The sequence below is a fragment of the Pseudobutyrivibrio ruminis genome (assembly GCF_015057245.1).
Classification (GTDB): Bacteria; Bacillota; Clostridia; order Lachnospirales; family Lachnospiraceae; genus Pseudobutyrivibrio; species Pseudobutyrivibrio ruminis_E.
Genome location: NZ_SVET01000006.1, coordinates 110,973 through 126,651 on the forward strand (window position 1 = coordinate 110,973; position 15,679 = coordinate 126,651).

Here is a 15,679-nt window from a genome sequence, read left to right on the forward strand (position 1 = left end):
GCGACACGCGTTTTGCGTGTCGCTTTTTCATTTATTTCATTCATATCCCAATAATATTTATGGAACTTAATAATTTAAGGCTTTGTTTTGCCTTATGGATAGGTGTAGAGGCTATTTCTATACTTGCAGCCATTTGCCATAAACATAGTAGCAACAAGGCTTTTCGTATGAAACAGTTGTATTTCAATAGAATGCTTTATTTAATGGAAAGAAAGGTGCCATGGGAGAGCTTGCTACAAGAATGCTACATGAATACAACGTCCTGCAAACCATTGCAAAGGCTCTTGTTTAAGGCTATGAGCCTTCAGAATCCTAATAGCGGATTAAGATTTATGACTAAAGCATTGTATTGCGAACCCATCAGACGTCTAAATGGGTATTTGGCGCATAGCAAGGAGAGAAAAGTCACCAAAGATACCATTGAGTATTTTCGAGATCAATTGGAATTGTGGATAACTTCTAGAAAAAAACTGCAAGAACATTTAAATACTAACAGGCTTATCTACATAATTGAAAAGACAATTTTTATGATTGCAAATTTGGCGTTATATTTCAGAAGTAGACTAAATATTACCCTGTTTATATTTATTGTTGTTAATACAATTGGCGTAGTTTTGTTCATTGTTCTGGATTATGAATGTGTTGTTGTAGATGAGGAATTCCGTGACAGAAAACTTGCAAGAAATGATGCCGTAGAAAAAAAGACCCTAAAACCAGCACTTAGAATGAAAGTAATCTTTCAAACTGTAGCTAGTCTGGGTCTAATAATCAATGTAACTATGCTTGTGGAGCAGTATCTTGATAAGGTAATTTGATTCTAAGCTTAGTGATACGCTTCTTATCAACTGCAAGCACACGTACTATGGTGCCATTTTCTGATACGTAGGTTTCACCGGCGTTTGGAAAATGATCAAAGGCTCCAACTATGTATCCACCGATGGTATCATAGTCCTCGCTTGTAAAGCCAAGCGGAATTATATTGCATAAATCTTCCAGATTCATTGAACCGAGAACCTGGTATTCTCTATCGTTTAGGCGTACGATTGGGTCTTCCTCGTCCTCATCATACTCATCACGAATCTCGCCAACAATTTCTTCCAACAGATCTTCCATAGTAATCATGCCGGATAAATCACCGTATTCATCCAACACTATGGAAACTGTTGTAGATTCTTCTCGCATCTCATCAAAAAGATCAGATACGTTTTTCATTTCATAAGTAAAGTAAACATCACGAAGGTAGTTTCTTACCGAGAAGTCTTCACCAGGCACAAGTCCAAGGAAATCCTTCATATTTACTATGCCGATAATCTTTTCACTGTCTGGCTCGCAAACGGGAAGTCGTGTAAACATGTCTTCCTTGAATACTGATATTAAATCATTGTAAGAAATATCAGCATCAACCATGGTCATATCGATACGTGGAATCATAACTTCCTTTGCGCAAGCATCGGAGAAGTCGAACACCTTGTGAATCATGGTTCGTTCATCACCTTCAATTTCACCGCTTTGATGGCTGGCATCTACCATTATCCTGAGCTCATCCTCGGTGATAGTATCATCTTTGAAATCTGGATCGATTCCAAAAAGTTTTATACAGAGGCCGGCCAAGAAGTTTATGATTATAATAACTGGTGTGAGCAGCCACATCAGTCCACTAATTAGAGGTGCAAATAGAAGACTTAGAGATGTGGAATTGATGGTTGCTATAGATTTTGGAGTGATTTCTCCAAATATCAATATTAATAATGTAAGAATACCAGTAGCGATTCCTGCTCCAACGCTGCCAAATATGTCTATTGCAAGGGTTGTTGCAATCGAAGAGGCTGACAGGTTCACAATGTTATTTCCTATTAATATTGCCGATAGCATTTTTTTAGGACGGGTTACAACATTTAAAACTCTAGCAGCCTTTTTGTTGCCATCGTCTGCCATGGTTTTCAGTTTGATTTTATTTACTGTTGTCAGTGCCGTTTCTGCCGATGAAAAGAACGCGGAAAGGACTAATAACAATATGAGAATTATCAGTCTAATTAACAGGTGTGTATCCAATAATGTATGCTCCTTTTACCCAAAATATTATTTCGTCAGTTAATAACTAGAATTATACATTTGGTAAAAAGTTGTTGCAAGGATAACCTACCCAAAGGGGTTCATCTTTGCTAAAATGAATGCTATGAGAAAAAAAATTCTATGTGTATTACTAACTTTAATAATGACAGCATCCTTTGCAGGATGTAGTAAATATAGCCAGTCTGAAATCGACCTGAGAGACCAGGGAATTGAACAGATGGATGCAGGCAACTACGAAGAAGCCATCACCCTTTTTGACCAGGCTCTTGCTAAATCTATTGGTAAGGTTACTGATTTGGAAATAGATATAAACTATTACAAAGCGGCGGCTCAGTTTTCTGCAGGTTCATTTGATGATGCAGTAAAGACTTATACCTACCTTATCAAATATGATGAAGATAATTACGAAGCATATTTCCTCAGAGGAAGCATTTATGCTACAGAGGGTGAAATCGGAGAAGCTATCACAGATTATGATGCTGCTGTAGCAATCGATGAAAAGAACTACCTATTATATATACAGATTTATGAAAACCTTAATTCTTTAGGCTACACAGATCAGGGATTAGTTTATTTAAACAACGCTTTGGATGTATCTGATAAATCTGCCAATGGCAAATACTACAAGGGCAGAATATACTATATGCTTGGCCAAACCACAGAGGCACAGGAATACCTACAGGCAGCAGTTGATAAAGATATAATAGAAGCAAAACTTTATCTGGCAAAGTTATATCAGGATGCTGGGGACTATGATTCAGCACAGACTCTACTGGAAGAGTATGCTGCATCTGATGAGGTTACCAGCAGCGCACTTGCGGCACTAGGCGATATAGAGATGACAAATGGCAATTATGAAAATGCCTTGGGATACTATCAGGCAGGGTTGAGTCTGGATTCAATAGATAATATGTCTGAACTTATGAAGGGACAGGTTGCAGCACTTGAAAAGCTGGAAAGATACTCAGAAGCTAAGGATGTGTTGACACAATATCTTGAGAGCTATCCAAATGATGAAGCGGCATCAAAAGAGTTAATATTCTTGGAGACAAGATAAAATAGGTAAAATGGGCACACTATATATGGTGTGTCCATTTTGTGTTAAAATACCAAATATTGTGTGTGTTGAAACGTGATTCTACTTAGAAAATAATCAAATTCTTGGAAACAATTTAGGTAATTATGACGAAAAACACAATATCTAGTCTTTTTAAATTGAATATCACCCTATATTTTGATAACATATAAACAAGTCGAAAGTGCCTTTAAAGAAGGTGAAGGGGGAGTCCTTTTTTTGACATTATAAGGATACTAGAGAAAGGAATATTTGGTGAGTAGAATTGTTTGATGTTGTAAAAAGAGATGGACAAGTCGCAGAATTCAATTTAGGCAAAATTAACAATGCGATTTCAAAGGCTTTTGAAGCTACTGGAAAGGAATACAACGACGATATTATCGGATTATTGTCGCTTAGAGTATCGGCTGATTTCCAGAACAAAATTAAAGAAGGCAAGATCTCGGTGGAGGATATTCAGGACTCAGTAGAAAACGTACTTGAGCAGACTGGATATACAGATGTTGCTAAGGCATATATTCTTTACAGAAAACAGCGCGAAAAGATGCGCAACATGAAGTCTACAGTTCTCGATTACAAGAACGTTGTAGATAGCTATGTTAAGGTTGAGGACTGGAGAGTTAAGGAGAATTCCACAGTTACATATTCTGTCGGTGGTCTTATTCTTTCGAACTCTGGTGCAATCACAGCTAATTACTGGCTTTCAGAGATTTATGATGAGGAAATTGCACAGGCACACCGCAATGCAGATATCCACATTCATGATCTTTCAATGCTTACAGGTTATTGTGCAGGTTGGTCACTTAAGCAGCTTATTCAGGAGGGCTTAGGTGGAATCACAGGAAAGATTACATCTGCACCAGCAAAGCACCTTTCAGTACTTTGCAACCAGATGGTAAACTTCCTTGGTATCATGCAGAATGAGTGGGCTGGTGCTCAGGCATTCTCATCATTTGATACATATCTTGCACCATTTGTTAAGGCTGATAACCTTTCATATCAGGAAGTTAAAAAGTGCCTTGAGGCATTTATATACGGTGTAAACACTCCATCACGTTGGGGTACACAGGCACCATTCTCAAATATCACTCTTGATTGGACAGTACCAAACGACTTGGCAGAGCTTCCAGCTATCGTTGGTGGTAAAGAGCAGGATTTCAAGTATAAGGACTGCAAGAAGGAAATGGACATGGTTAACAAGGCATTCCTTGAAATCATGATCGAAGGCGATGCTAACGGTCGTGGATTCCAGTATCCAATCCCTACATATTCTATCACTCGTGATTTTGATTGGTCTGACACAGAAAACAACAGACTATTATTCGAAATGACTGCAAAGTATGGTACTCCATACTTCAGCAACTACATCAATTCCGATATGGAGCCAAGCGATGTTCGTTCTATGTGCTGCCGTCTTCGTCTTGATCTTCGTGAGCTTCGCAAGAAGTCAGGTGGATTCTTTGGTTCAGGCGAGAGCACAGGTTCTGTAGGTGTAGTTACAATCAATCTTCCTCGTATTGCATACCAGGCAAAGGATGAGGCAGATTTCTATGCTAGATTAGACAAGCTTATGGATATCAGCGCGCGTTCACTTAAGATTAAGCGTGGCGTTATCACAAAGCTTCTTGATGAGGGATTATACCCATACACAAAGAGATACCTTGGAACTTTCAACAACCACTTCTCTACAATCGGTCTTATCGGTATGAACGAAGTAGGTCTTAATGCAAACTGGCTTCGTGCAGATATGACTAGCAAGAAGACACAGGAGTTTGCAAAGGATGTCCTTAATCACATGCGTGAGCGTCTTTCTGATTATCAGGAGATGTACGGCGACCTTTACAACCTTGAGGCTACACCAGCTGAGTCTACAACATACCGCTTTGCAAAGCATGATAGAGAGCAGTTTCCAGATATCATTACAGCAGGTAAAGAAGGCGACACACCATTCTATACAAACAGCTCACACATGCCAGTAGAGTACACATCAGACATCTTTGATGCTCTTGATGTTCAGGATGAGCTCCAGACACTTTATACATCTGGAACAGTATTCCATGCATTTATTGGTGAGAAGCTTCCTACATGGGAATCAGCAGCAAATCTTGTACGTAAGATTGCTGAAAACTACAAGCTTCCATACTACACATTGTCTCCAACATACTCAGTATGTAAGGATCATGGCTACATCGCTGGTGAGCACTACACATGCCCACACTGTGGCAAGACAGCAGAGGTTTACAGCCGTATCACTGGTTACTATCGTCCAGTACAGAACTGGAACGAAGGAAAGGCTCAGGAATACAAGAACCGTAAGCTTTACGATATTGCAGGTTCTATATGCCGCCGTGCTGGAGAAAAGCAGGCAGCAAAGGCTGAACAGCCTGAAATCAACCTTGAGGTAGTTTCAGAGGAGCCTACAACAGGTGTTAAATACCTCTTCACTACAAAAACATGTCCAAACTGCGCTAGAGCGAAGGAGATCCTTGAGGATGAGGATTACATCCTTGTAGATGCTGAGGAACAGGTTGATATGACAAAGAAATATGGCGTTATGCAGGCGCCTACTCTTGTAGTAGTTAATGGCGATGATGTTAAGCGTTATGCTAACGCAAGCAACATCCAGAAGTATGTGGATGAAAACTAAACAAAGATTATAAAATGAAAAATACTCTTATGGCAAGCCATAAGAGTATTTTTTTGTTATTATAGGAGTAGTTTAAATATTAGGGAGAAGGAAAATGGAATATGGGTTTAAGGAGTACAAGAAGGCTGAGATAAAACGTAATCATCTCAACTTGGGGCAGGTTAGAGAAGATGGAAGAAGTTACCAGGTCAACAGCTTGTACCTTGAGAAGGATGGTAAGCCTTGGATTGGAATAATGGGGGAGTTTCACTTTGTGCGATATCCTCGTAGTGACTGGGAGATGGAGCTGGCCAAGATGAAGGCTGGTGGAATTACAACGGTGGCTTTCTATGTGTTTTGGATATATCATGAGGAGATAGAAGGGCAGTATGATTTTACTGGAGACAGAGATCTGCGATATTTTGTAGAGCTGTGCCAAAAACTGGGTCTCACTGTGATGCTAAGGATTGGGCCATGGGCCCATGGAGAGGTTAGAAATGGTGGTTTCCCTGATTGGCTTTTGAAAAAGGGCTACAAGCTGAGAACGAATGACGCTGGATATTTGGAATGTGTCAGAGGCTGGTATTCAAAGATTTATGAGCAGGTGCAGGGGCTTTTCTTCAAAGACGGTGGCCCTATTATAGGTATTCAGATTGAAAATGAGCTTGTAGATCAGTGCGAACACTTAGGAAAGCTCAAGGAAATAGCTGTTTCAATTGGTTTTGATGTGCCTATTTGGACTGTGACAGGATGGGATAGATTGTACGGAGCAAAGTTTCCAGTAAAGGAATTTCTGCCAGTGTTTGGTGGATATGTGGATGCTCCATGGCTAGATCATACAAAGCAGCTTCCTCCATCACATCACTTCACATTTAATACCATCAGAAATGATGCTGCCATAGGTGTAGATTTGATTAATGAAACAGATGACGAGGGCTGGAGACTTCCTTATGAGGATTATCCATTTGCTACTTGTGAGCTGGGTAGTGGACTTCCTACTTCGTATATACGTAGGCCATATGTGGCCCCAATGGATGCCTATGCACTTAGCCTGGTAAAACTAGGATGTGGAAATAATCTGGTAGGTTACTACATGTATCATGGTGGCACTAACAAGCTTGGTGCGCTTTCCACATTACATGAAAGCAAGGCTACTGGATATCCTAATGATTATGCAATCTTGAACTACGATTTCATGACTTGCATTGGTCAGTATGGCCAGGTTCGTGATCAATACAAACTATGCAATTTGCTTCACATGTTTATAAATGATTTTGGTGATATTCTGGCACCAATGGAGCACGTAGGAAGTCAGACTTTTGTGGAAGCTGATGATGCAGATAGCCTAAGATATGCTATGCGTACTGATGGACACAGTGGTTTTGTGTTTATAAATCATCATCAGAGAAGCTTGAAGCTAAATGATGTAAAGAATGTAGTGATAGACACTGGAAGTGTAAAGTTCCCACAGTTTGATGTGCAGGGGGATGTGGCATTTATTCTGCCTTTCAATTTATCATTTGCAAAACACAACATTGAATATGCTACTGCTCAATTACTGTGCAAGTATGATAATACATTGTTCTTTGCAGCAGTGCCTGGGGTAAAGCCTGAGTATTCTGTGGATGGAAAGGTGATTGCGGTGGATGATTCTACCAATGTAAGCCATAACCAGGTAGGAGATTTAACTATAGTCACTATTCCATGGGAGGTTGCGTTATATTTGCGAAAAGTGGATGGAAAAGTCTTTGTTGAAAGAAAAATAAACAAGGAAATATGCCACACAAATCTTATGATTGAGGACAGTGTTTATATTCCAGAGCTAGATTATCCAGAAGAGTTTTCAGTATGTGGCGGAAAAGAGTTGCAATGCAAAAAGCTATCTGTGGATAGTCCAGATGGACTAGTTTCTATTAATATGGAATTCGATGTGGCACAGATTATTGCAGATGGAAAGTTGGTGGCTGACTGTTATTACTATGGCAAGCCATGGGAGGTGCCAGCATCACTTATCTATGGTAAAGAAACATACATGGTTTACACACCAGTGAATAAGGAAATTTATATGGATTATGATGAAAACCTTCAGTAACAAAAAGTTTTCAAAAATTTAATATTTGCTTTATTGTATTTGGGAAAAGTAATAGTTACTATTTTTATAGTGACTATTATTTTTTTATAATCTGTGGAGCATAATATGGATAACGTAATTGATTATATAAAATGGTACAAAGACTATTCATTTCAGGAAAAGCCACTTACAGAGGTGGACAATTTTATCCTTTGCAAGCTTGCATATCTGATACTAGAGGATGTAAAGCTTGATAAGCCTAGGGCTTTTAGGGATGTTGTCTATGAAGTAATGGCAAGAACTGGAATCCAGGGCACATTCTATGGCAGAGAAGAAATTGTTACTTTAGCTGCTGATTCTAAAAGATATGGCGAAATGCTTTTAGTTAAGCATGAGGACGTATTGGATGAATCAATATCAGCCCAGTTTTCAGCCATGACCTTTGATTTAACAGATGAGATTAGATTCATAGCATATCGAGGCACGGATGATACCATGGCGGGCTGGAAGGAAGATTTTATGATAAGCTTCACAGAAACTGAGGCACAGAAGAAAGCCTTAGCTTATCTGGAAGAATCCTTCGATGAAGAGCACCAAGTAATAGTGGCAGGTCACAGCAAGGGGGCGAATCTTGCTCTATATGCATCTACTCACATCGATGATAAATATCAAAAGTGGATTCAGCATGTATTTTTAGATGACGGGCCAGGACTTTGCCCAGAAGTATGCGATAAATCATGTGTTTCGAAGATAAAGGATAAAGCAACCCGATATGTTCCAGAGTATTCCATCTTTGGACAGCTGTTTGAGGAGCATGATATCCCACAGGTAATTGTAAAGAGCACAAACGAAGGTGTCATGCAGCATGACCCTACATCCTGGGCTGTAGATCATGGAAATGTTTTTATTAGCGAAAGCTTTGATCCAGGATGTGTATTTATAAATCAGGTACTCAATCAATGGATTGAAAGTGTTAACAATACTAAGCGAACAAGCTTTGTTAACGACCTATTTAATGCTATTGACAAAGCAGGCATTAAAACAACCAGTCAGGTAGTGGCGAAGGGGCCTTTTGCCATAGAAAAGATTATGATTGAGCTTTTAGCTCTTGATAAAGAGACTGTAAAGACCTTTATGAAGCTGCCAATTACAGCTGCTTTGGATAAAGCACCTGATGAAAAGAAGGCTAAAAAGATTAAGGAAAAAATAAAAAAGAAGGATTGGCTTCCATATGTAGGTATGATCTTATGCAGTGTGGTGCTATTCCTTATACCAGAATATATTTTGCAAACCGCCATCAGCTTAGGACTTTTTGCAGTAATCGTATTTGAGGTAGGGGTTACTATCAGGCACCTATACAAGGCAAAATGGAATCTGCAGGAAGAATCTGCAAGAGTATATATATGTCTTGTGATGATTGGTGTATACGCTATGCTACTTGTAAAAGAAGATGCCATTTTCTTGATAGGTAGTGCAGTAATTGGCGTATCATTTTTAGCTTGGGCCTACCGCAATGCCATTGCTTTTAGAAATCTTTGCGAGAGAACAGAAAAGAAGGAAAGACGAGGGGAAAAGATAAAGCTTATTGCCGAAATTTCTCTACTTATCATATTGGGAGGCTTCATTTTAGTAGCGCCAAAGGATACTTTGGGATGGTATATGGTATTTCTTGGAATTGTGTTACTTACCGACGGAATTATCAATCTTATAATGATATTTAACAGAATTTTAACATCAAGGCGTGCTATTTAATTTTACAAAATCAAATTTAGATGTTAGAATATATGTCGTGAATAAAATTGAAAACATACCTTGACCTAAAGTTAACTTTAGGAAGTATTATAAGTATGAATTCGGAGGTTATAGTAATATGAAAGAGTATAGACAGGAATTTTTCAAAGGAGAGAGAGCCCTTTATGCAGCTGAGGATGCTGTTATTTACGACTCTATCTTTGATGAGGGTGAGTCACCATTAAAGGAAAGCAAAAATATAGAGGTATACCACTCTCAGTTTAAGTGGAAGTATCCAATTTGGTATTCAAACAATGTAAAGGTAGAAAACTGTAACTGGTTCGAGATGGCTCGTTCTGGTGTATGGTACACAAACAATATCGAAATCAAGAATTCTCTTATCACAGCTCCAAAGAATTTCAGAAGATGTGATGGAGTTACACTTAATAATGTAGATCTTACAAATGCAGAAGAAACATTCTGGATGTGTAAGAACATTAATCTTAAGGATGTTACAGCAAAGGGACATTACTTTGCTATGAACTCTGAGAATATCGAAATTGATAATCTCAGACTTGATGGTAACTATTCATTTGATGGTGGCAAGAATATCACTATCAGAAATTCAGTTATCCTTTCAAAGGATGCATTCTGGAATACAGAGAATGTTACTGTATATGATTCATACATCTGCGGTGAGTACCTTGGATGGAATGCTAAGAATCTTACATTTGTAAATTGTACTATCGAGAGTCTCCAGGGACTTTGCTACATCGACAATCTTACAATGAAAAACTGTAAGCTTATCAATACTACACTTTCATTCGAGTATGCAAAGAATATCGATGCAGAGATTACAAACAAGATTGATAGCGTATTTAACCCAATCAGCGGTACTATTTCAGCACCTGAAATCGAGACTTTGATTGTAGAAAAGGATTTCGTTGATCCTGAAAAGACTATTATCAAATGCCAGGCAGTAGGCAAAAAGGAAGAGGTCGTAGAGTGGAGAGCTCATATTTAAAATCGAGCATAGCGAAGATTTTGAATATGACAGGGTTTAGGACAATTATGGGAAAGTATAATTTTGATTTAGACACAAACAGACGTGGTACAGATTCCATGAAATGGGACGTGAAGGAAAATGAACTACCTATGTGGGTTGCGGACATGGACTTTCAGACCGCCCCAGAAATAATAGAGGCGCTTCAACAGCGCGTTGCTCACGGTGTATTTGGATACACTGATGTAGACGATGACTGGTATCAGGCTTATATTTCATGGTGGGACCGCCGTCATGGTCTTAAAATTGAAAAGGACTGGTTGATGTTTTGTACAGGAGTAATTCCAGCCCTATCATCAATAGTACGAAAGCTTACTACTCCAAATGAAAAGGTTATTATCCAGACACCTGTTTACAATATCTTTTTTAATAGCATTGTAAATAATGGATGTAGAGTCCTTGAAAATCCGTTGAAGTATGAAAACGGTGTGTATTCAATGGATTTTGAGGATCTTGAAAAGAAAATGTCTGATCCACAGGCTAGTCTTATGGTACTTTGCAATCCACACAATCCAGTCAGCAAAATCTGGTCGAAGGAAGATTTGGCCAAGGTGGGAGAGCTAGCAAAGAAGCATGGTGTAATTGTAGTTTCAGATGAAATCCACTGTGACTTGACAGCACCAGGCAAGGAGTATGTACCATTTGCTTCGGTGTCAGAAACATGTAAGGATATCAGCATCACTTGCATCGCACCTACAAAGACTTTTAGCATTCCTGGAATTCAGACTGCAGCTATTTTTGTTCCAAACAAGTTTCTTCGACATAAGGTATGGAGAGGAATCAATACTGACGAAGTTGCTGAGCCAAATGTTTTTGCGGCACATGCAGCAGTTGCCGCATTTACAAAGGGTGAGCAGTGGCTTGATGAACTAAGAGAGTATCTTTTTGAAAACAGACGTATCGTGGAGGATTATGTGGATGCCAACATTCCACAGCTTCATGTGGTACGTGGAGATGCCACATATCTTTTGTGGATTGATGTTTCAACTTTAAATATTTCCAGCGATAAGCTAGCTGCGTTCATTAGAAAAGAAACAGGATTATATTTGTCTGCAGGTACTGCTTATGGAGGTACAGGTGGCAGCTTTTTGCGCATGAATGTAGCTTGTACAAAAGCGACACTCGAAGATGGATTGGCACGTCTGAAAAAAGGTGTGGAATTATTTTTAAAAAACTAAAGTATGAACTTTCTGCGACATTCCACTATTGTTAAAGTTTTTGGAGTAATATTTTATTACTAAAAAGGTTAACAATATAAAGGAGGTCGTTTTGAAAAAAATAGTTAGAAGTTTTACAAGTGTGCTAATGACTATGGCACTTTTGGCTAGTATATTTAATTATAATATGCTAGAGGTTAGTGCTGAAACTAATGATGTAAAGTTATCTTCTGATTCTTCAGACTTTGTATTGCTAAGTGATGTTGTGCCTGATGCGATTCAGGAAATTAGATACTATTCCACATATAATTTTGTTGGAGATAGAATAGCCGGATACGAAGAGCCAGTAGCACTCCTCACGAAAGAAGCGGCAATTGCACTGAAGGGAGCCAGTGATGAGTTGGTACAAAAGGGCTATAGGCTAAAAATATATGATGCATATCGCCCACAGATGGCTGTTACCAAATTTATGAATTGGGCTTTAGATGAGAATGATGTTCGTATGAAGCAATATTTTTATCCAGAGTTGGATAAATCTGTATTATTTCCTCAGGGATATATTGCTGAACACTCAGGTCATAGTAGAGGCAGCACTGTAGATTTGACTCTTTTCGACATGACTACAGAAAAAGAAGTAGACATGGGTGGAACTTTTGATTATTTTGGTGAACTTAGTCATCCGGATTATACCGGTATTACTGAGGAGCAATATGCAAACAGAATGCTCTTAAGAGATGTCATGCTTCGTCATGGCTTTCAGCCATTAGAAGAAGAATGGTGGCATTTTACACTAAAGGATGAGCCATATAAGGATACATACTTCACATTTCCAGTTACAACAAAATCTGTGATTTCATCTGCAAATACCAATGGGGATACTGCATCGACTACAACAATGCTGGGAGATTCTCCTGAGTGGATTTCAAAGCTACCACAGGCAGGAACATCTACACAGATGCTTGTTGTTGCAAATTATGAAGGAACAACGGCATGGGTAACTTTAAATGAAAAAGGGGTAGATGGCAAATGGCACTTGGTTATGAGCACCCCTGGATATATAGGAAAAAATGGTCTTGGCAAGACTATAGAGGGTGATGGTAAGACTCCGGTTGGAACTTATAGCTTTAATGCTGCCTTTGGTATAGCTTCTGATCCAGGATGTGCCATACCTTATATACAGGTTAGTGATGAACTGTACTGGTCTGGTGATGTTAACCCTGGAATGCAATACAACAAAATGGTTAATATTAATCAATATCCAAATTTGGATACAGATAATAGCGAACACTTAATTGAATATACCCGTCAATATCAATATTGTTTAAATATAAGCTATAATGAAGCAGGTGTACCTGGTCTTGGCTCTGCAATATTTCTACATTGCATGGGCCCTAGTAAGCCATATACCGGTGGGTGTGTAGCAATACCTGAAAATCAAATGAAGGTAGTAATGCAAAATGTAAAACCAGATTGTACGGTTGTAATTGATACACTTGAAAATCTTGGTGGGGAATTCTAATAAAAAATAACGAGCCCGAGGAATAATCTCGGGCTCGATTTAATTAAAGTAGATATTATATAGACAATTTGTGTTTACGAGGGTTAAAGCTTTGCCAGCGTTTCGAGAATTGCCACACATGCATCTACACCTAGTTTGTCGGAATTAAGGATTAAATCAAAATAGTCCAAAGAACCCCATTTATATCCAGAGTGTGTCGTGAAGAATTTTTCTCGCTTTTTGTCAAAACGCTTCATAACATCTTCAGCTTTATCTGCTTCGATATTTTCAACACTAATTGCACGTTTCATACGAAATGCTGTGTCTGCAGTAATGAAGACCTTTAAACATTTTTTGTCTTTTAGTATTTCGCTGGCACAACGACCTACAAAAATACAACCAGGTTTTTCAGCAGCTTCTTTAATGATTTCTACTTCGGTATTATAGATTTTTTCTTCCATGGAAGTGTTGTCAGTTCCTGAAGCCTTAAAAAGAGCTTTTACCGGAGTCTGTTCGTCCATTCCAGAAACCTGATCATAAGGAAGTCCCATTCGTTTACAGGTTTCTACAACAACCCCTCGATCGTAAAGCTGATATCCAAGTTTCTTTGCAAGCTTATCAGCAATTTCATGACCACCACTACCATATTTACGTTCTATTGCTATGTAGTCGTACATAAAAGAGCCTCCTCTCATTAAATTCTAGTTTTCGCTCAAAAAATCCTATTAGTATAATATCATAAAACTTTGCTAGTTGTGTGAATATTCTAACAACTAATTCTTTAATTTGAACAGCTACTCATATGTCAAGAAATAATAACAAAACTTTTCTTTTAATTTAGGCCTTTTAATGTGGAGTTTTGCAAATTGACAAAGAAACTGGATATAAGTATCATGACAGTGATATTTAGTTAGAGTCAGCTAATCTGCTGAAAAGGAGAAATCATGAGACAAAGCAATTATAAAAACAGAATGATTGCTGTAGTAGCTCTTGCAGCTACTCTATTTATGATGCTCTTTTCTAGTATTTATCTTACAGAGCATGCTTCGCATCATTGTGAGGACAGCAGTCACTGTCCTGTATGTACAATGATGGTTCAGTGCGAGCGTTCTCTCAAGACACTTGGCACAGGCTTAGCTGTTGCTGTAATAGCCCTTGTTTCCTTTGTATTACTTACAGATATTAGCCAGGGCTATTCATTCCAGTCTGTTCAGACTACATTGATTTCGCAAAAAGTAAGAATGGATTCTTGAAAAATGCTTCCTTTCACTCTGCATTTAACACAATGCAGGTTCTGTTTTGGTATAGATTTTTGTTTTTCATCAGAAAAATAGAAATCTAAAATTTTTTAAGAATGGAGATAATAAAAATGAAAACTAATAAAATAATTTCTTTACTTGCAGCTGCAACACTTGGAGTTTCAGCTTTTACAGGATGTGGTGCAACCGCAGACAATAATTCATCAGCAGATACTACAAATTCAGATAATACGATTTCTGTAGTGACTACTATTTTCCCAGAATACGATTGGGTTAAAGAAATCGTTGGTGACAATGATAATGTGGATATAACAATGCTCTTGGACAATGGAGTGGATCTTCATAATTACCAGCCAACAGCAGATGACATTATGAAAATCGCTACATGTGATGTGTTTATTTATGTGGGCGGCGAATCTGACGAGTGGGTTGAAGATGCGCTTTCAGAGGCTACCAATAAAGACATGCAGGTTGTCAATCTTCTAGAATCTCTTGGTGAAGCTGCTAAAGAGGAAGAAGTAGTTGAAGGTATGCAGGCAGAAGAGGAAGAAACAGAGGCGGAAGAAGGCGAAGAGGAAGAGGTTGAGTACGATGAGCATGTATGGCTTTCTTTGAAGAATGCGCAGGTTCTTGTGGATGCCATTGAACAGGCTATCGCAACAGTAGATGCTGATAACTCAGATACTTATGCAGCCAATGCAGCAGCTTATATCGAGGAGCTTGCTGCGCTTGATGAAAAATATCAGGCTACTATCGATGAAGCTTCAGTAAAAACAGTTCTATTTGGAGATCGTTTTCCATTTAGATACCTAGTAGATGATTATGGTCTTGATTATTATGCGGCATTTGTAGGTTGCTCAGCAGAGACAGAGGCAAGCTTTGAAACTGTCACATTCCTTGCGGGAAAGGTGGATGAGCTTAATCTTAATACTGTATTTACGATAGAAAACTCAGATCAAAAAATAGCTAAAACTATTATTGAAAACACAGCAGCTAAGGATGCTCAGATTCTTACCCTTGATTCGCTACAGTCCACAACTATGGATGACGTAAATGCAGGGGTGACATATCTTTCAGTGATGGAAGGAAATTTGGATGTACTTAGTCAGGGACTAAATTAGGAGGC

12 protein-coding genes are annotated in these 15,679 nt (G+C 38.6%); 10 read left to right on the forward strand and 2 right to left on the reverse strand.

What is annotated here, in order from left to right; genetic code table 11:
* Nucleotides 1-167 precede the first annotated feature (167 nt).
* Nucleotides 168-815: a hypothetical protein gene (locus tag E7274_RS07180; protein WP_304174864.1), complete on the forward strand. Its 648-nt coding sequence runs from the start codon at nt 168-170 to the stop codon at nt 813-815.
* Here E7274_RS07180 and E7274_RS07185 read toward each other — a convergent pair.
* Nucleotides 778-2,052: an HlyC/CorC family transporter gene (locus E7274_RS07185; protein ID WP_304174865.1), complete on the reverse strand. Its 1,275-nt coding sequence runs from the start codon at nt 2,050-2,052 to the stop codon at nt 778-780. The two genes, E7274_RS07180 and E7274_RS07185, sit on opposite strands and share 38 nt — an antisense overlap.
* Before the next feature lie 124 nt (nt 2,053-2,176).
* On the opposite strand from E7274_RS07185, the gene E7274_RS07190 reads away from it, so the two are divergent.
* From E7274_RS07190 to E7274_RS07220, 7 genes are all read left to right on the forward strand, one after another.
* Nucleotides 2,177-3,130: a tetratricopeptide repeat protein gene (locus tag E7274_RS07190; RefSeq protein WP_304174867.1), complete on the forward strand. Its 954-nt coding sequence runs from the start codon at nt 2,177-2,179 to the stop codon at nt 3,128-3,130.
* Nucleotides 3,131-3,413: 283 nt separating this feature from the next.
* Complete coding sequence (locus E7274_RS07195) at nt 3,414-5,795, forward strand: ribonucleoside triphosphate reductase (RefSeq protein WP_304174868.1); 2,382 nt, start codon at nt 3,414-3,416, stop codon at nt 5,793-5,795.
* A gap of 94 nt (nt 5,796-5,889) precedes the next feature.
* On the forward strand, nt 5,890-7,866 hold the full coding sequence (locus E7274_RS07200) for a beta-galactosidase (RefSeq protein WP_304174870.1): 1,977 nt from the start codon (nt 5,890-5,892) through the stop codon (nt 7,864-7,866).
* 105 nt (nt 7,867-7,971) lie between these two features.
* Nucleotides 7,972-9,597 (forward strand): Mbeg1-like protein, encoded by a 1,626-nt coding sequence (locus E7274_RS07205; RefSeq protein ID WP_304174871.1) that lies wholly within the window; start codon nt 7,972-7,974, stop codon nt 9,595-9,597.
* Nucleotides 9,598-9,715: 118 nt separating this feature from the next.
* Nucleotides 9,716-10,600, forward strand: a complete 885-nt coding sequence (locus tag E7274_RS07210) for a DUF3737 family protein (RefSeq protein WP_304174873.1) — start codon at nt 9,716-9,718, stop codon at nt 10,598-10,600.
* Nucleotides 10,601-10,647: 47 nt separating this feature from the next.
* Nucleotides 10,648-11,817, forward strand: a complete 1,170-nt coding sequence (locus E7274_RS07215) for a MalY/PatB family protein (RefSeq protein WP_304174875.1) — start codon at nt 10,648-10,650, stop codon at nt 11,815-11,817.
* A gap of 91 nt (nt 11,818-11,908) precedes the next feature.
* Nucleotides 11,909-13,315 carry a M15 family metallopeptidase gene (locus E7274_RS07220; protein WP_304174876.1) on the forward strand — a complete coding sequence of 469 codons (1,407 nt, stop codon included), beginning with the start codon at nt 11,909-11,911 and terminating at the stop codon, nt 13,313-13,315.
* A gap of 83 nt (nt 13,316-13,398) precedes the next feature.
* Here E7274_RS07220 and E7274_RS07225 read toward each other — a convergent pair whose 3' ends face one another.
* Nucleotides 13,399-13,971 (reverse strand): cytidylate kinase-like family protein, encoded by a 573-nt coding sequence (locus tag E7274_RS07225; RefSeq protein ID WP_304174878.1) that lies wholly within the window; start codon nt 13,969-13,971, stop codon nt 13,399-13,401.
* Between the two features lie 267 nt (nt 13,972-14,238).
* On the opposite strand from E7274_RS07225, the gene E7274_RS07230 reads away from it, so the two are divergent.
* Both E7274_RS07230 and E7274_RS07235 read left to right on the forward strand, forming a co-directional pair.
* Nucleotides 14,239-14,547, forward strand: coding sequence for a hypothetical protein (locus E7274_RS07230; RefSeq protein ID WP_304174879.1), 309 nt, complete (start codon nt 14,239-14,241; stop codon nt 14,545-14,547).
* A gap of 116 nt (nt 14,548-14,663) precedes the next feature.
* Entirely contained in the window at nt 14,664-15,674 is a 1,011-nt protein-coding gene (locus E7274_RS07235) for a metal ABC transporter substrate-binding protein (RefSeq protein WP_304174881.1), read from the forward strand.
* Nucleotides 15,675-15,679 lie beyond the last annotated feature (5 nt).